Source organism: Pseudomonas sp. KH_050, from assembly GCF_057838875.1.
In genome coordinates this window covers 4785192-4801331 of sequence record NZ_CM174478.1, presented here as the reverse complement: position 1 = coordinate 4801331, position 16140 = coordinate 4785192, and the positions used below count along the sequence as shown (strand labels likewise).

The 16140-nt window shown below is 61.4% G+C and carries 12 protein-coding genes and 1 pseudogene; 8 read left to right on the top strand and 5 right to left on the bottom strand.

Annotated elements, in window-relative coordinates:
- Window positions 1-12 precede the first annotated feature (12 nt).
- Window positions 13-2664, top strand: coding sequence for a DUF4118 domain-containing protein (locus AC3IUA_RS21795; protein ID WP_489356974.1), 2652 nt, complete (start codon window positions 13-15; stop codon window positions 2662-2664).
- Window positions 2665-2700: 36 nt separating this feature from the next.
- A complete protein-coding gene (locus tag AC3IUA_RS21790) occupies window positions 2701-3396 on the top strand; it encodes a response regulator (RefSeq protein ID WP_489356973.1) in 696 nt (231 codons plus the stop codon).
- A 63-nt stretch (window positions 3397-3459) separates the two neighbouring features.
- Here AC3IUA_RS21790 and AC3IUA_RS21785 read toward each other — a convergent pair whose 3' ends face one another.
- A complete protein-coding gene (locus tag AC3IUA_RS21785; protein ID WP_489356972.1) occupies window positions 3460-4506 on the bottom strand; it encodes a patatin-like phospholipase family protein in 1047 nt (348 codons plus the stop codon).
- Between the two features lie 221 nt (window positions 4507-4727).
- On the opposite strand from AC3IUA_RS21785, the gene AC3IUA_RS21780 reads away from it, so the two are divergent.
- From AC3IUA_RS21780 to AC3IUA_RS21770, 3 genes are all read left to right on the top strand, one after another.
- A complete protein-coding gene (locus AC3IUA_RS21780) occupies window positions 4728-5006 on the top strand; it encodes a hypothetical protein (protein WP_489356971.1) in 279 nt (92 codons plus the stop codon).
- A gap of 107 nt (window positions 5007-5113) precedes the next feature.
- Window positions 5114-5881 (top strand): CHAD domain-containing protein, encoded by a 768-nt coding sequence (locus AC3IUA_RS21775; RefSeq protein ID WP_489356970.1) that lies wholly within the window; start codon window positions 5114-5116, stop codon window positions 5879-5881.
- 260 nt (window positions 5882-6141) lie between these two features.
- On the top strand, window positions 6142-6939 hold the full coding sequence (locus tag AC3IUA_RS21770; RefSeq protein WP_489356969.1) for an acyl-CoA thioesterase: 798 nt from the start codon (window positions 6142-6144) through the stop codon (window positions 6937-6939).
- A gap of 198 nt (window positions 6940-7137) precedes the next feature.
- Here AC3IUA_RS21770 and AC3IUA_RS21765 read toward each other — a convergent pair.
- The 3 genes and pseudogenes from AC3IUA_RS21765 to AC3IUA_RS21755 form a co-directional block, all read right to left on the bottom strand.
- A pseudogene (locus tag AC3IUA_RS21765) lies at window positions 7138-7255 on the bottom strand (terminase); the annotation flags it as partial.
- A gap of 293 nt (window positions 7256-7548) precedes the next feature.
- Complete coding sequence (locus AC3IUA_RS21760) at window positions 7549-9030, bottom strand: methyl-accepting chemotaxis protein (protein WP_489356968.1); 1482 nt, start codon at window positions 9028-9030, stop codon at window positions 7549-7551.
- Window positions 9031-9254: 224 nt separating this feature from the next.
- Window positions 9255-10061 carry a TatD family hydrolase gene (locus tag AC3IUA_RS21755; RefSeq protein WP_489356967.1) on the bottom strand — a complete coding sequence of 269 codons (807 nt, stop codon included), beginning with the start codon at window positions 10059-10061 and terminating at the stop codon, window positions 9255-9257.
- Window positions 10062-10294: 233 nt separating this feature from the next.
- On the opposite strand from AC3IUA_RS21755, the gene AC3IUA_RS21750 reads away from it, so the two are divergent.
- Both AC3IUA_RS21750 and AC3IUA_RS21745 read left to right on the top strand, forming a co-directional pair.
- Window positions 10295-11716, top strand: coding sequence for an MltF family protein (locus AC3IUA_RS21750; protein WP_489356966.1), 1422 nt, complete (start codon window positions 10295-10297; stop codon window positions 11714-11716).
- Window positions 11717-11820: 104 nt separating this feature from the next.
- Entirely contained in the window at window positions 11821-12255 is a 435-nt protein-coding gene (locus AC3IUA_RS21745; RefSeq protein WP_150806737.1) for a DoxX family protein, read from the top strand.
- A gap of 13 nt (window positions 12256-12268) precedes the next feature.
- Here the strand turns inward: AC3IUA_RS21745 and mnmC are convergent, their stop codons facing one another.
- Window positions 12269-14251 (bottom strand): bifunctional tRNA (5-methylaminomethyl-2-thiouridine)(34)-methyltransferase MnmC2/FAD-dependent 5-carboxymethylaminomethyl-2-thiouridine(34) oxidoreductase MnmC1, encoded by a 1983-nt coding sequence (mnmC, locus tag AC3IUA_RS21740; protein ID WP_489356965.1) that lies wholly within the window; start codon window positions 14249-14251, stop codon window positions 12269-12271.
- A 293-nt stretch (window positions 14252-14544) separates the two neighbouring features.
- Between mnmC and pap the strand changes: the two genes are divergently transcribed.
- Window positions 14545-16068: a polyphosphate:AMP phosphotransferase gene (gene pap, locus AC3IUA_RS21735; protein ID WP_489356964.1), complete on the top strand. Its 1524-nt coding sequence runs from the start codon at window positions 14545-14547 to the stop codon at window positions 16066-16068.
- Window positions 16069-16140 lie beyond the last annotated feature (72 nt).

The window sequence follows — 16140 nt, the reverse complement described above, 5'->3', positions numbered from 1 at the left end:
GCGAAACCCAGCATGAGTGACTCCGGCCGCGCCGACGCGCTGTTAGCAGACTTGCCCCGCGATGGTCGTGGCCGGCTCAAGGTCTTCCTCGGCGCCGCCCCCGGCGTCGGCAAGACCTATGCCATGCTGCAAGCAGCCCACAGCCAATTGCGCCAAGGGGTGAAAGTGCTGGTCGGCGTGGTGGAAACCCACGGTCGGGCGGAAACCGAAGCGCTGCTCGGTGGTTTGCCGCAGCAGCCATTGCTGCGCTCGGAGTACCGCGGGGTGATGCTCGAAGAGATGGACCTCGATGGTCTGCTCAAGGCCCGACCGAAACTGGTACTGGTCGATGAACTGGCACATACCAATGCGCCCGGCAGCCGCCACGCCAAGCGCTGGCAAGACATCCAGGAACTGGTGGCCGCCGGCATCGACGTGTTCACCACGGTCAACGTCCAGCACCTGGAAAGCCTCAATGATCAGGTGCGCGGCATCACTGGCGTGCAGGTCCGCGAAACCTTGCCCGACTGGGTGCTGCAGGAAGCCTACGAACTGCTGTTGATCGACCTGCCACCCCGGGAACTGCTGGAGCGCTTGCGCGACGGCAAGGTCTACGTGCCGGAACAGGCGCGGGCGGCGATCGACGCGTTCTTCACTCAGACCAACCTCACTGCCTTGCGTGAACTGGCGATGCAGACCGCCGCCGCCCAGGTCGATAATGATTTGACCCAGGGTTACCGCCAATTAGGCCAGGCGGCACCAGCGGTGCGCGGACGCCTGTTGGTGGGGATCGATGGCGATGCCCAGGCCGAACGCCTGGTGCGCCATGCCAGTCGGGTCGCCCAGCGTCGGCATTTGCCCTGGAGCCTGGTGCATGTGGATAACGGTAGCGTGCGCGACGAGCAGTCGCGTTTACGCCTGCAAAGTGCCCAGCAACTGGCCGAACGCCTGGGAGGTGAAGTGGTGTTGTTGCGGGCTGGCGAGGTGGCGAAAACCTTGATCCAGCATGCTGTCGAGCGTCGTGCCAGTCTGCTGCTGGTCGGTCAGTCGAGGCAGCGTTTGCGCCGTCGGCTGTTCGGTGGAGGCTTGGCCTCACGGTTACTGCGCAATGCGCGAGGACTGGAAATCAACGTCCTCGACAGCGACGCCGACCAACCGGCACCGCGCATGCGCGCTGAGCATTCAGTGGTCTGGTTCGACTATGCGCTGGCCGTGCTGGCGACGGTACTGGCCAGTGCCCTGGCCTGGGCGGTGGTCAGTGTGTTGCCGCTGCCGAACATCTCGCTGGTGTTCCTCGCCGCGGTGCTGCTGGTGGCGGTGCGCAGCAGTCTCGGCCCGGCCCTGGCCTGTGCGGCGTTGTCGTTCCTGACCTATGACTTTCTGTTCCTTCCGCCGAATTTCTCCTTCAGCATCCAGCGCGAAGAGGACGTCCTGACCTTGCTGTTTTTCCTGCTGATGGCAGCCCTCACCGGTAACCTCGCAGCGCGCCAGCGTCGGCAGTTGCAGGCCCTGCGCGACACCCAGGAAGAGACCAGCGAACTGCTCGACCTGTCGCGCAAACTGACCGCGGCCACCGACCGCCAGGCAGTGGTCAGCGCCGCCGCCCAGCACCTCGATGGCTGGAGCGATCTGCAACTGTGCCTGCTCAATCGCGATGGGCCGAGCAGCTGGAAGGTCGAAACCGGCGGTCCGCAGCAGTTTTCCGAAGCCGAACGCGCCGCCGCCGACTGGGCCTGGCAACACGATCAACCGGCGGGCATGGGCACCGGCACCTTGCCGTTCGGGCGCTGGTGGTGGTGGCCGTTGTCGGTTGAAGACGGGCCGTTGGGATTACTCGGTGTGAGCAGCAAAGACGGTCAGCCACTCAGCGGACAGCGCCGCCGTTTATTGACCGCGTTGAGCCAGCCGTTGGCTCAGGCACTGGCTCGGGCGCAATTGGCCGAGGATCTGGAAGCGGCACGCCTGCATGGTGAAACCGAGCAACTGCGCAGCGCCTTGCTGGCCTCGGTGTCCCACGATTTGCGCACTCCGCTGACGTCCATGCGTGGCAGCATCGACAGCTTGCTGGCGCTGGGCGAAGCGATCCCGCTGGAGGACCGTCGCGAACTGCTCGAAGGCACCCGCGATGAAGCCGAGCGGCTGGATCGCTATATCCAGAATCTGCTGGACATGACCCGTCTGGGCCATGGCACCCTGAAACTGGCGCGGGACTGGGTGTCGCCGGCGGACATCGTCGGAAGCGCGCGCAACCGCTTGCGCGCGGTGCTGGCGCCGTTGCAGGTCAGCATCGAGGTATCCGGCGAGTTGCCGCTGCTCTATGTTCACGCCGCGCTGATCGAACAGGCTTTGGTCAACGTGCTGGAAAACGCTGCGCGCTTTTCACCGCCTCAGGGACGCCTGCAACTGAGTGCCGGCTCGACAGACAGCGAGCTGTTTTTTTCGGTGAGCGACGAAGGCCCCGGCATTCCGGAAGCGGAGCGGGCAAAGATTTTCGACATGTTCTACACCGCCGCCCGGGGGGATCGAGGCGGGCAGGGCACGGGCCTGGGGCTGGCGATCTGTCAGGGCATGGTCGGCGCCCATGGTGGGCGGATCAGTGTCGCCGATGGCATCGACGGTCGCGGCACCTGCATCACCCTGCACCTGCCGTTGCAGGAACAGCCGGGTTTTGAAAGTGAAGCCTGATACCCTTTGGATCTTTCCCTGCCGCGATCAGAATTCATGAGCCAGACCGCGACCATTTTGGTCATCGACGATGAACCGCAGATCCGCAAATTCCTGCGTATCAGCCTGGTTTCCCAAGGCTACAAAGTCCTCGAGGCCGGCACCGGCAGCGAAGGACTGGCCCAGGCTGCGCTGAACAAACCGGACTTGCTGGTGCTCGACCTCGGCTTGCCGGACATGGACGGTCAACAGGTGCTGCGTGAGTTTCGCGAATGGTCGACGGTGCCGGTGCTGGTGTTGTCGGTGCGCGCTGGCGAAGGGCAGAAAGTCGAAGCACTGGATGGCGGCGCCAATGACTACGTGACCAAACCGTTCGGTATTCAGGAATTCCTTGCCCGGGTGCGCGCCTTGCTGCGTCAGGCACCGACGGGCGAAGCCCGGGAAGCGGCGCTCAACTTCGGCCCGCTGACCGTCGACCTGGCCTATCGCCGGGTACTGCTGGACGGCAACGAAGTGGCCCTGACCCGCAAGGAATATGCGGTGCTGGCGCAACTGGCGCGGTATCCGGGGCGGGTCATCACCCAGCAGCAACTACTCAAGGATATCTGGGGCCCGACCCACACCGAAGACAGCCATTACCTGCGGATTGTGGTCGGGCATCTGCGGCAGAAACTCGCGGACGACCCGACACAGCCGAGGTTCATCGTGACCGAGGCGGGGGTGGGGTATCGGTTGTTGGATGTCTTGAGTTAGGTGTCGATCCTGAAAAGATCGCAGCCTGCGTAGGAGCTGCCGCAGGCTGCGATCTTTTGATCTTCAATCCTTCTCACTCTCATACCGATCCAGCGTATCCCGGGCAATCTCGCGACCGAGGGCGATCAGCTCCGGGGCCTTGTAGAACTCGAAAAACCGGCACACCCGCTTCGGTACGTTGATCAGGATATCCGGTGGATAACCGGCGATCTTGTATTGTGCCAGTGAGGTTTGCATCACCTCGAAACTCTGGTTGATCAGATCCAGCAGCGACGCCGGGCCGACGTTGTCGATGATGAACGAACCGGTAGCCGACCTTGGCGCTCCTTCACCTTCGATTTCCGGGGCGGCAGCCGGTTGCTGGGCTTCCGGTTCGGCGGACTCGATCCACGGGTTGCGCAGGTCGGCAGACTCGCTGCGCATGGCTTCCTGTTCGAGCAGCAACAACTGCTCAGCGGGCTTGCGACGAAACGGCAAACGCGAACCGAGGGAGTTGATCAGGTTGTCGAACCGGCTCTTGAAGGCGGCGGGACGCTGGATTATCGGCAATTGATAGTGCCGCTGGTTGGTCGAGTTAAGGTTGACCGCGATGATCAGGTCGCAGTGGCTGGAGACCACCGGGACGATCGGCAGCGGATTGAGCAGGCCGCCGTCCACCAGCATCCGATTGCCCTGCATCACCGGGGTGAACAGGCTGGGAATCGCCGCCGAGGCACGCATGGCCTGATGCAGGCAGCCCTCCTGGAACCAGACTTCCTGCTGGTTGGTCAAGTCCGTGCAGACCGCCGTGTAGGGGATGCGCAGGTCTTCGATATTGATTTCGCCGACGATCTTGCGGATCTGGCCGAAGACCTTTTCTCCGCGGATCGCCCCAAGACGGAAGCTGACGTCCACCAGACGCAATACGTCGAGGTAGTCCAGGCTTTCGATCCAGTCCCGATAGTCGTCGAGTTTGCCAGCGGCATAGATCCCGCCGACTACTGCGCCCATGGAGCAGCCGGCGATGCAGGCGATGTCAAAACCGCGTCTTTCGATCTCTTCGATTACCCCGATATGGGCATACCCCCTGGCCCCACCCGAGCCCAGTACCAATGCGACGCGCTTTTTCATGACTGGCCCCTTCTCGAATATGCGTCAACAATGCGCCCATCAAGGGTCACGCTTCAATCATTGTGGCTGGCTGGTGGCGGCCCAGAGTGGTTTTTTCGACAATCAATGACGACAGGCGAGTATTCTCGCGCCAGCTATATTCTTCGGGGTTGGGCAAGGCACTTTTCGCGCAGCCCACCGTCTTACATGCACGATTGTTTTTCTATGTTGAGGTGTCATTGATGAAAGCCTGGATTTGTCTGCCTTTGATTGCGCTGGCTCTGGCTGGTTGTGCAGGTAAGACGGCGTACCGTGACAGTTGCGGCAACCAGCTTGACGCGGCTTGGCGTGAGCTGGACCTGGCCAAGGTCGAGGGTTTCGCGGGCACCGTCAGCTACTCCAAGGCGCTGTCCTTGCTGACCGGGGCCAAGACTCAGCAGCAGTTCGAGGCGTACGAAGGCTGTACCAAAAAAGCCGAGAAAGCCCGCTTTTACATCCGTGAGTCCCGCGCGGGGCGCTGAGAAGCAGTTGCAAGCTACAGGCTGCAAGTCGCAAGCTTGATATACACTGACTTTCAGCTTGTCGCTTGAAGCTTGCAACGTGCCGCTGCCTCTATGGAGTAACCCCCATGTCTGCCTTGGTTGACCGGTTGGTGGCTCGGTTGTTAGGCCTGGAAGTTCGCCTGCGGGCCTGCCAGGCCCGCTTGGACGCAACGACCGATGATGAAGCGCTGCACGATCTGCGGACCACGACTCGCCGTCTGCGCAGCCTGTTGCGCCCCCTGCGCGGTTTGCCCGGCGTCGAGCAATTGGAGGCCGCGGCGTCTGCGGTCGGCGACTTGACCACACCCTTGCGCGACCGGGAAGTTCTGGCCGCCTATCTGCGCAGCCACGGTCAACCTGCAGCGGCCGAGCGCCGTATGCTGCAAATGGCCAAAGCTTATCCCGCCGTGGCGAACGGCCCGCAGCTGGCGCAACTGTTCCTTGTCCTCGACGCCTTTCCACGTTTTCTGCGCGCTTCCCAGCGCCAGTGCCTGCTCAAAGGATTGCGTCTGCGCATCGAAAAACGTCTGGCCAAGCAGTGGAAATCTCTGGATAAGGCGTTGCACGATCCGGCCCATGACCGGCATCGCTTGCGCCTGCTGATCAAGCGTGTGCGTTATGCCATCGAAGCCTATCCCGAATTGAATCGCCTGCCCAAACAGGCCATGCCTCGACTCATGTCTGCGCAGGGCGCGCTGGGCGACTGGCATGATTGCTGGCAATGGTTGGCCAAAGCCGAGCAAGAGCCCGATTTGCTGCCCTGTGTAGCGGTCTGGCAAACCACCATGGCCCAGGCCGAAGACCGCGCCGATCGCGTGCTGGACAAGCTGAGCGCGGCTTGCTTCAGATCCTGACGCGCTCTTCGTAGCAGCTGCCGAAGGCTGCGTTCGGCTGCGCAGCAGTCGTGATGCGGTTTTCGCGGTGTAACAGTTAAACCGCGTCGGCAGGGTTTACGACCGCTACGCGGCCGAACGCAGCCTTCGGCAGCTGCTACGGGAGTTCGGGGAGTCGGTAGCGTACGGCTTATCTGTCAGTCTTTTTGGCCGGAATAAGTGCTGTGCAGCCATCGGTGGATGGTTAAGATCCTTGAGTCTTTTTCCTGGCTGAGGTTTTCATGCGCTTTTCCGATTTGGTCGATGCTGTCCGTCGCTCTCCGCTCGAGCTGTCTATCCCGGCGCAATGGGCCCAGGGGCGTGCCAGCTTTGGTGGGCTGGTGGCCGCTTTGCAGTACGAAGCCATGCGCGCCAAAGTCCCGGCCGATCGCCCGGTGCGCTCGTTGGCAATCACCTTTGTCGGCCCGGCCGAGCCGGATGTACCCATCAGCTTTGAAGTGGATGTTCTGCGCGAAGGCAAGGCGGTCAGCCAGGTACTCGGCCGAGCCATGCAGAAAGGCCAGGTGGTGACCCTGATCCAGGGCAGCTTTGGCGCTTCTCGACCTTCGGAAATCGACGTCGCGGCCGAACCGGCACCGGTCATGAAACACTGGGACGAGTGCCAGGAACTGCCTTACATCCAAGGCGTGACCCCGGAATTCATGCGCCATCTGGCGATGCGCTGGAGCGTTGGCGGTTTTCCGTTCACCGGCAACAAGTCGCGGGACATGGGCGGTTGGGTGCGCTTGCGCGGGGATGTGAAGGAAGAGCCGTTGACCGAGGCGCACATTCTGGCGCTGGTGGATGCCTGGCCTCCGGCCTTGTTGCCGCACCTGAGTAAACCGGCGGCAGGCAGCACGCTGACCTGGACTATTGAATTCGTCCAGCCCTTGCTGAATTTGAGCACCCTGGACTGGTGCAAATACCAGGTGGTGATCGAGCATGCCCGCGACGGTTATGGTCATGCGGCTGCAGCACTGTGGAGCGCTGAAGGGCAGTTGATCGCCATGAGCCGGCAAACGGTTACCGTTTTCGGCTGATCCCGATCAATGCCGGCCAATCAATGCAGGGGGCGCTCACGCCAGGCGCGCCCCCCGCAATCATTGAATGGCTGGCAGACACTTACGCCTCCAGGCTGTGACCGTGGCGTTGCAGACCTAGCGCGGCGAGCAGGCTAACGATGCCAATGGCAACGCTCGTAAAACTCATCCCGAACACCCCCGTAACAATCAACAGGAACCCCAGGATAAACAGTTGCACGGCAATCAGCTGCAACACCAGATTCGTCGGATTGCGGTGGTTACCAGGATACACACGCCATTGCCAGGCGGAGAAATTGGGGTGACGTTTGCCCATGTTGGCAGTCCTCGATTCGTTGCAACCCATGAATAAAGAATAGGTCGGGCCGTGGGCTTGGGCGAATCAAGGCTGGCTATGGGGGTGATAGGCGGGGAGGGGATCTAGAGTGTCAGTCAATCTTCAGTCTGGAGGGCATTTGTGGCGAGGGGGCTTGCCCCCGCTCGGCTGCGAAGCAGTCGCAGTACTGGCTACCGAGTTTTAACTGAAGGATCCCGTTGCTTGATTTTGGGACCGCTTCGCGGTCCAGCGGGGGGCAAGCCCCCTCGCCACACTTGTCCGCGAAGACATCCTTACAACTTGAGCTGACCTATCGCCTTACTCAGTTCACCAGCCAAAGACGCCAGTTCATGACTGGTGGTGGCCGAATCGATGGTCTGTTGCACGGTGTTCTCGGTCACGTCGCGAATGCTCACCACCGCGCGATTCATTTCTTCGGCAACCTGACTTTGCTGCTCGGCCGCCACGGCAATCTGCGTATTGCTTTCGCGCATCTGCGCCACCGCGTTGGTGATTTCGGCAAGGGCCACTCCGGCTTCCTGGGCCTGCTGCACGCAATCGTCGGCCTTGAACGAGCTTTCCTGCATGAAGTCCACGGCATCCTGGGTCCCGGCTTGCAGGGCGGAGACCATCAGGGTGATCTCGTCGGTGGAGGTTTGTACCCGTTTGGCCAGGTTGCGCACTTCATCGGCGACCACCGCAAAACCACGGCCCATTTCACCGGCTCGCGCGGCCTCGATCGCGGCGTTGAGCGCGAGCAGGTTGGTCTGTTCGGCGATGCTGTGTATCACCCCGACCACCCCGTTGATTTTCTGACTGTCTTCGGCCAGGCGCTGAATCATCTCGGCGGTTTGCTGGACGCCGCTGGAAAGTCCGGCAATCGATTTCTGCACGCGGCTGACAACTTCTTGTCCGCTGCCGGCCAGGGTGTCGGCGGTCTGCGACAGGTCACGGGTCGCACCCGCGTGTTGGGCAATGTGATAAACCGTGGCGGACATCTCGTTGATCGCGGTGGCGGCCTGGTCGGTCTCGCTTTGCTGGCCGAGCATGCCTTGGCGTACGTCGGTCATGCTCGACGCCAGTCGCGCGGCACCGACGTCCAGTTGTTTCGCGGTGCGCGCCACGGTGTTGACCACCCGCTGATAACCGGCTTGCATGGCATTGAAGGCACTGGCCATCTGCCCGACTTCATCCCTGCACGCCAGGGGCACACGGGCCGACAGATCGCCGGTCTTTTCCACATGCAACATCACGTCTTTCAAGGTATTGAGTTGACTGAGCAGAAACCGGATCAGCAACTGCGAGGCACCGAGCATCGCCAGCATCAGAATGAACACCGCCACCGCGTAATTGGCCAGACGCTCACCGAACACCTGGCTCAGGCTCGGACCATAGGCGAGTACGGCGACCTGCTGACCGTCCGCTCGGGACACCACCTCGGCGCCCATCAACGGGTTGTCACCGAACAGCGGCATAACGTTGAGTCCGACCCAGCCGCTGGCGCTTTTCAGTTCGGCCAAGGGTTCTCCGTTCAGAGAGGGCGCCTGACCACGACTGAAGCTCAACAGGTGGCCGGCTTTGGGCAATGCCTGTCCGTTCGGCCAGGCATCGAGCAAGCGCGCCAGGGCCTGGGCCTGGGCTTGTGAAGCCTGGCTACGGGACTGCTGCTCGAGCTGTACGGCATACAGCACCAACAGCAAGGTGGTGATAAACGCGACCGCGTTGACGGCCCAGAATTTGTACTTCAGTGAAATGTTGCTAAGCCAGGCACCCATGGAAGGTCTTCTCTGATAGCGGAAACAATTTTGGCAAGGTGCCATTATTGTGCCGCTATCTAGAGAGGGGAGTGTTGATGTGGGTCAATGATGGTTGTCGAAATCTGCGTGTGCCGCAAAAGATCGCAGCCTATCGGCAGCTCTACGCCGACCTTGTACACCCGCAGATAGCCTGGTGAACACAAATCCGTAGGAGCTGCCGATAGGCTGCGATCTTTTCGGCTTCACATCACCTCTGGCAACCCGAAAAACGCCCGTGAACAGGCGGTGCTGTTGGCTGCCACATCCTCAAGACTCTCACCTCGATGCAACGCCACTTCGCGCAACACTTCGGTCAGGTACGCCGGCTCGTTGCGGCCGTTTTTCGGTTTCGGCCGCAGGCTGCGCGGTAGCAGATAGGGCGCATCGCTTTCCAGCATCAAGCGGCTGCCGGGAATCTCGCGAATCAACGGGTGCAGGTGGGTGCCGCGGCGCTCGTCGCAGATCCAGCCGGTAATGCCGATATGCAAATCGAGGTCGAGGTAACTGAACAGCGCGCGCTTCTCACCGGTAAAACAATGGACCACGGCGGCGGGCAAGCGATCACGGAAGTCGCGCAGGATTTCCAGCAGTCGCTGACTGGCGTCGCGCTCATGGAGGAACACCGGCATTTGCAGCTCGACGGCCATCGCCAGATGTTCTTCGAGAACCTTTTCCTGTTGTGGGCGTGGCGAAAAATCACGGTTGAAATCCAGCCCGCATTCACCCACGGCACGCACCCTCGATTCCTTGAGCAGGCCACGCAAGCGTTGAGCACTGTCGGCGTTCCAGTCGCTGGCAGAGTGGGGATGAATCCCTGCGGTGGAGAACAGCCGCTGCCCGCTTTCGTCCAGTTGTTGGCACAGTTCAAGCGCCTGCTCACTGCCCTCGACACTGGTGCCGGTAAGGACCAGTTGGCAGATCCCGGCGGCATAGGCGCGGTCGAGTACTGCCTGGTGTTTGTCGGCGAAACTGGGGTTGGTCAGGTTGACGCCGATATCGATGAGTTGCATGGTGCTACCTCAGGCCAAGGCCGGAAAGCATATCAGAGCTGCAGATTTATAAGAAAAACCAAGAACTACAACGAGTTAAAGCTGTCTCTTGATGTCGGAAGACAGCTTCAGCTGAAAAACCAGTCGCCGCGGGGCCCGTATTCCGCACCAATGTCTGCGCTCAGGCGCTCTGTTTCTGTCGCCCAACTTCCCGAAAACTGGTGAGGCTGGACAGTATTCTTCCCGGAGAGCGGATGACGCGACCCTCGGTTTTGCTTTTGCTGTGCTTGTCGATGCTGCTGCCCTTGCCGGCGGTTGCGCGTCTGGCCGGCCCGCCGGTGGCCGCTCAGGCGAGCAAGGTTCGCGACCTGGCGGAAATCCGCGGCAGCCGCGTTCTGCGAGTACTGGTCAACCAGAGTCGCAACAGTTCCGGTGAAGTCCAGGGCCAGGCCATCGGCGTCGAATACCACCGCCTGCGAGCTTTCGAGCAATACCTCAACGGCCATGCCCGCGACGGTCAGGAAATCAGCCTCAAGATCATCCCCAAGGCCAAGGACCAACTGCTCGGCGCCCTGCGGCGCGGCGAGGGTGATCTGGTGGCGCCCGGTGAACTGCTCGACCTGCAGTCCACTAAAGGGGTCAGCGCCAGTGACCCGATCGTCAGCAACGTGCCGTTGTTGTTGGTCGGGATCAAGGGCGAGCGACGCTTCACCCGCCTTGAACAACTGTCCGGGCGTACGGTGGCGCTGACCACCGGCAGCGCGGCGGGTGATGCGATCAATGAGATCAACCAGAAGCTGGCATTGAACAAATCGGCGCCGATCAAGATCGAATGGGTCGATCCGAGCCTGGCCGTCGAAGATGTGCTGGAGATGGTGCAGGGCGGGATTTTTCAACTGACCATCGTCGAGCAACCGATTGCCGAGCGCTGGGGCAAGATTCTGCCCAAGCTGCGCTTCGACCGGCAGGTGGTTATCAGCGAGCCGGGCGAGGAGTTCTGGTTTGTCCGGCGCGATGCGTCGATGCTGCGGGCGAGTATCGATCGCTTCCTGAAAACCTATAAAACCCCCTCGGATCAGGACGCCGCGTTTCTGCGCATCTACCGGCGTCAGTACAAGGTCCACTATCCCTTGGCCCGCGCCGATCGCCAGCGCCTGGAAAAGCTGCGCCCGGTGCTGCAAAAGCATGCACGCGAGCAAGGCATGGACTGGCTCAACCTGGCCGCGCTGGCGTTCAAGGAATCCTCGCTGCAACCCAATGCCAGGAGCGGTAGCGGGCCGACCGGCCTGATGCAAATTACCCCGTCTGCGGCGCAGCGGGTGGGGGTCAATAACATTCAGTCGCTCGACAGCAATGTGCAGGCCGGGGCCAAGTACCTGGCGCTGATCCGCCGCAAGTTCTTCTCCAGTCCCAAACTCAATGAGCGCGAACGCATGGCCTTTGTTCTCGCCGCCTACAACATGGGGCCGGAGCGGGTGCAGGGCATGCGCACCGAGGCCAAGCGTCGGGGGTTGAATCCCAACCAGTGGTTCTTCCAGGTGGAACGGATTGCCATGGAGCAGGTGGGCATGGGCGCCGTCAGCTATGTGAACAGTGTCAACAAGTACTACCTGGCGTTCGATCGGGAGCGGGAGTCGCTGGAGCCAGAGGCGCAAAAGATTGCCTCGCGAAAATGATCGATAAACTTGATTGATATCTTGGGTTTTTTGCGCTTTTAACCAGATAAATACTGATTAATATGGCGACCAATCAACCCCATTTCATCAAGGACACCACCCCCATGAGCACTCTGATCAAAACCGTTCTGACTACCCGCGCTGGCTATGGCCTGACTGTACTGCGGATCCTGGTCGGCATCATTTTCGCCGCCCACGGTGCGCAAAAGCTCTTCGGCCTGTTTGGCGGTTACGGCCTGGCCGGCACCGCGCAATGGATGGAAAGCATCGGTCTGGCGCCGGGTCAGTTGATGGCCTTGCTGGCGGGCGGTACCGAGTTCTTCGGCGGCCTGGCGCTGATCATCGGCTTGCTGACGCGGCCTGCGGCACTGGGCCTGACGTTCACGCTGCTGGTGGCGATCTTCTCGGTGCATGCGAGCAATGGCTTGTTCATGAGCAACAACGGCTATGAGTTTGCCCTGGCCTTGCTCGGTGGCACCCTGGCGGTTTTGTTCGAAGGTGCCGGCAAGCTGGCGGTGGATCGCGTCATCGCCAGGTAATACCGGTCCTGCATCATGACTTGCCGCGAATCAATGTGCGCAAGGCGAAACGATTCGGGTGACAGGCCTCGGCCACGCTTCTGGGCAGCGGCAGCGGTTCGTTTTCCAGCCAGGCGGCGAGCAGTTCGCCGGACAGCGGGGCGGTGATCAGGCCGCGAGAACCATGGCCGCTGTTGACGTATAAACCGTCCAGCCAAGGGCAACGGATGTCTGGCACTTGCCGGGCATCCTTGCCCAGCGCGGCGTAGGTTTGGGCAAAGGCCTGGTGATCGGCCAAGGGGCCGACGATGGGCAGGTAATCGGGGCTGGTGCAACGGAAGGCGGCACGGCCTTGAAGTTGCTCGGGGTCCAGTTGCTCGGCGTGCAGGCGCTTGACCAGGTCGCTGGAGATTTCTTCCAGTAACTCCAGGTTGCCAGCGTGCTCGGCGGCGGTCGGGGTCAGGTCGTCGCTCTTGAAGTCGAAGCTGGCGCCCAGGGTGTGTTCGCCCAGCCGCGCCGGGGCGACATAACCTTCGGCGCAGACCACGGTGGCCAGACTTGCGCTTTCTGGGGTTTGTGCCAGGCGGGTAATCTGCCCGCGAATCCGTTTCAGTGGCAGCTGGCTGCTGGCCGGGAAACGCTTGATCTCGGCGGCACCGGCGAGAATCACCACCGGCGCGCATGCCAGCAACCTTGAGCCGTCCCAGGCTTGCCATTGCTCATCGACCTTGCGCAACTCCAGCGCATCGTGATGGGTCAGCACTTCAATCGCCGGATGCGCCGCTTGCCACTGACACAAGGCGGGCGGGTGTACCCAGCCACCTTCGGGAAAAAACAAGCCGCCATGGGCCAGAGCGATACCCGCCTGAGCCTGCGCTTGCGACTGATCCAGCAACCGCAGCAGGTCCGGTGCAAAGGCTGCCGCAAGCTGCGCCTGGCGTTCGGCTTCCTTCGCGTTGAAGGCCAGTTGCAGCACCCCGCAACCGTCCCAATCGACACCGCGTTGCAGCTGTTCGAGCAGGCGTCGGGTATGCCCGAAACCACTGACGATCAACTGCGACAGCGCGGTGCCGTGAGCCGAGAGCTTGAGGTACAGCACACCTTGCGGATTGCCCGAAGCTTCCTGTGCCAGGGCGCCATGGCGTTCCAGCAGACTCACCTGCCAGCCGCGTGCCGCAAGGCTCGCGGCACTGGCGCAACCGGCCATCCCGCCACCGATCACCAAGGCTCGGCGTTCGCTGATCAGTTGGTCGGGACGGGCGAACCACGGTTTGCTCGTGACCGGCAGAGGTACGTCTTCGGGACAGCCAAGGAATTCGCCACGGAGGATTTCCCATTTATGGCCAATGCCCGGCGTACGGCGCATTTTGAAACCCGCCGCATTCAGCAGGCGCCGGACCCAGCCGGTACTGGTAAAGGTGCTGATGGTCGAGCCGGGAGCGGCCAGACGGGCCAGCTCGGCAAACAGTTCGGCGGTCCACATCTCCGGGTTTTTTGCCGGGGCGAAGCCGTCGAGAAACCAGGCATCGATCTGTGCGTCGAGTTGCGGCAGTTGTTCCAGCACGTCGCCGATCAGCAGGGTCAGGGTCACCCGTCCGCCATCGAGCACCAGGCGCTGGAAACCCTGGTGGATGGCCACGTATTGCGCCAGCAGCTGATCGGCAAACGGTTTCAGATCAGGCCAAAGGGCGAGGGCGCGGTGCAGGTCGGGAGGGCTCAGCGGGTATTTCTCCACGCTGACAAAATGCAGTCGCGCGCCGGCCACGGCTTGCTGTTCGAACAACTGCCAGGCGCAGAGAAAATTCAGCCCGGTGCCAAAACCGGTTTCGCCGATGACCAGCCGTCCATTCGAAGGTAGCGCGGCAAAGCGCTCGCTCAAGCGGTTCTGCTCGATGAACACGTAGCGGGTTTCTTCAAGGCCCGACCGGTCGGAGAAATACACATCGTCAAACACCCGCGAACGCGGGCGGCCTTGGTCGTCCCAGTCGAGCTGGGCGTGGGGCAATTCAGTGGTCATGTTCGGCTCGGCAACGGCAAGGCGGCCATTCTAGCTGATCGCTGGCAGGGGGATTGATCTGTGGCAAGGTTGGGTGTTGGTTGGGCGGTGAAAATCCTTGGCTATGCAGGGTCCCCAAAAGATCGCAGCCTGCGGCAGCTCCTACAGACGGCGGGGTGTCATGCCGTTCCGCAGCCCGTAGGAGCTGCCGCAGGCTGCGATCTTTTCGGCGCACCGAATGGGCCCAAGGGATTTGTTCCCCCGCACCATTAACCAATCCGCTAGTCTTGCTCAATCCTGGACGGGAGCCGCTCATGTTCGAATCCGCTGAAATCGGTCACTCCATCGACAAGGAAACCTTCGAGGTCGAGGAGTCGGCCTTGCGTGAGGCCCTGCTCGAAGCGCAGTTCGAACTGCGCGAGCAAGGTCGCTTTCCAGTCATTGTGCTGATTAACGGAATCGAAGGCGCCGGCAAGGGCGAGACGGTCAAATTGCTCAACGAATGGATGGACCCGCGGCTGATCGAGGTCCGCACCTTCGATCAGCAGACCGATGAAGAGCTCGCTCGACCACCGGCCTGGCGCTACTGGCGGATGCTGCCAGCCAAGGGCCGGACCGGAATTTTTTTCGGCAACTGGTACAGCCAGATGTTGCAGGCCAGGGTTCATGGGCTGTTCAAGGACGCGGTGCTGGATCAAGCGATCAGTGGTGCCGAGCGCCTGGAAAAAATGCTCAGCGATGAAGGCGCGCTTATCTTCAAGTTCTGGTTTCACCTGTCCAAGAAACAGATGAAAAATCGCCTCAAGGTTCTGGCGGATGATCCGTTGCACAGCTGGCGCATCAGCCCGCTGGACTGGCAGCAATCGCAAACCTACGACAAGTTCGTCAAATACGGCGAGCGGGTGCTGCGTCGTACCAGCCGCGACTATGCACCCTGGCATGTGATCGAAGGCGTTGACCCGTATTACCGTAGCCTGACGGTAGGCAAGATTTTGCTCGACGGGCTGCAAGCCGCCCTGAACCGACCCAAGATCAAACCCGACTCAGTGTCTGCCGCACCGCTGCCCTCAAGTTACGATCAACCGAGTCTGATCAGCAGCCTGGACCTGACCCGGCATCTGAACAAAGACGACTACGAAGATCAACTGATTACCGAGCAGGCGCGCTTATCCGGCTTGATGCGTGACAAACGCATGCGTAAGCACGCCTTGGTGGCGGTGTTCGAGGGCAATGACGCAGCCGGCAAAGGCGGGGCGATCCGCCGCGTGGCGGCGGCCCTCGATCCGCGGCAATACAGCATCATGCCGATTGCCGCGCCGACTGAAGAAGAACGCGCCCATCCGTACCTGTGGCGGTTCTGGCGGCATATTCCAATGCGCGGCAAATTCACTGTGTTCGACCGCTCCTGGTATGGCCGGGTGCTGGTGGAACGGGTCGAAGGTTTTTGCAGTCGGGCCGACTGGATGCGCGCTTATGCCGAGATCAACGACTTCGAAGAGCAGATCAGCGATGCCGGGGTGATTGTCGTCAAGTTCTGGCTGGCCATCGACAAGCAAACCCAGATGGAGCGTTTCCAGTCCCGCGAAGCCATTCCCTTCAAGCGCTTCAAGATCACCGAGGAAGACTGGCGCAACCGCGAGAAGTGGGATGACTACCAAGCCGCCGTCTGCGACATGGTCGACCGCACCAGTACCGAGATTTCACTCTGGACCCTGGTGGAGGCCAACGACAAGCGCTGGGCCCGGGTCAAAGTATTGCGCACCATCAATCGGGCGCTGGAGGAGGCCTTCGAGAAATCCGACAAACACGAGAGGAAGGCGAAAAAGGACAAGGCGTAAGTCGATGGTTGCGCATACGCGGGGTGAATGATTGTCGCGGTCGGTAATAGGGTGGATTTATGCTCGATCCAC

Coding starts and splice junctions, on each gene's coding strand:
- AC3IUA_RS21795 (WP_489356974.1), top strand. CDS start 13: ATGAGTGACTCCGGCCGCGCCGACGCGCTGTTAGCAGACTTGCCCCGC.
- AC3IUA_RS21790 (WP_489356973.1), top strand. CDS start 2,701: ATGAGCCAGACCGCGACCATTTTGGTCATCGACGATGAACCGCAGATC.
- AC3IUA_RS21785 (WP_489356972.1), bottom strand. CDS start 4,506: ATGAAAAAGCGCGTCGCATTGGTACTGGGCTCGGGTGGGGCCAGGGGG.
- AC3IUA_RS21780 (WP_489356971.1), top strand. CDS start 4,728: ATGAAAGCCTGGATTTGTCTGCCTTTGATTGCGCTGGCTCTGGCTGGT.
- AC3IUA_RS21775 (WP_489356970.1), top strand. CDS start 5,114: ATGTCTGCCTTGGTTGACCGGTTGGTGGCTCGGTTGTTAGGCCTGGAA.
- AC3IUA_RS21770 (WP_489356969.1), top strand. CDS start 6,142: ATGCGCTTTTCCGATTTGGTCGATGCTGTCCGTCGCTCTCCGCTCGAG.
- AC3IUA_RS21760 (WP_489356968.1), bottom strand. CDS start 9,030: ATGGGTGCCTGGCTTAGCAACATTTCACTGAAGTACAAATTCTGGGCC.
- AC3IUA_RS21755 (WP_489356967.1), bottom strand. CDS start 10,061: ATGCAACTCATCGATATCGGCGTCAACCTGACCAACCCCAGTTTCGCC.
- AC3IUA_RS21750 (WP_489356966.1), top strand. CDS start 10,295: ATGACGCGACCCTCGGTTTTGCTTTTGCTGTGCTTGTCGATGCTGCTG.
- AC3IUA_RS21745 (WP_150806737.1), top strand. CDS start 11,821: ATGAGCACTCTGATCAAAACCGTTCTGACTACCCGCGCTGGCTATGGC.
- mnmC (WP_489356965.1), bottom strand. CDS start 14,251: ATGACCACTGAATTGCCCCACGCCCAGCTCGACTGGGACGACCAAGGC.
- pap (WP_489356964.1), top strand. CDS start 14,545: ATGTTCGAATCCGCTGAAATCGGTCACTCCATCGACAAGGAAACCTTC.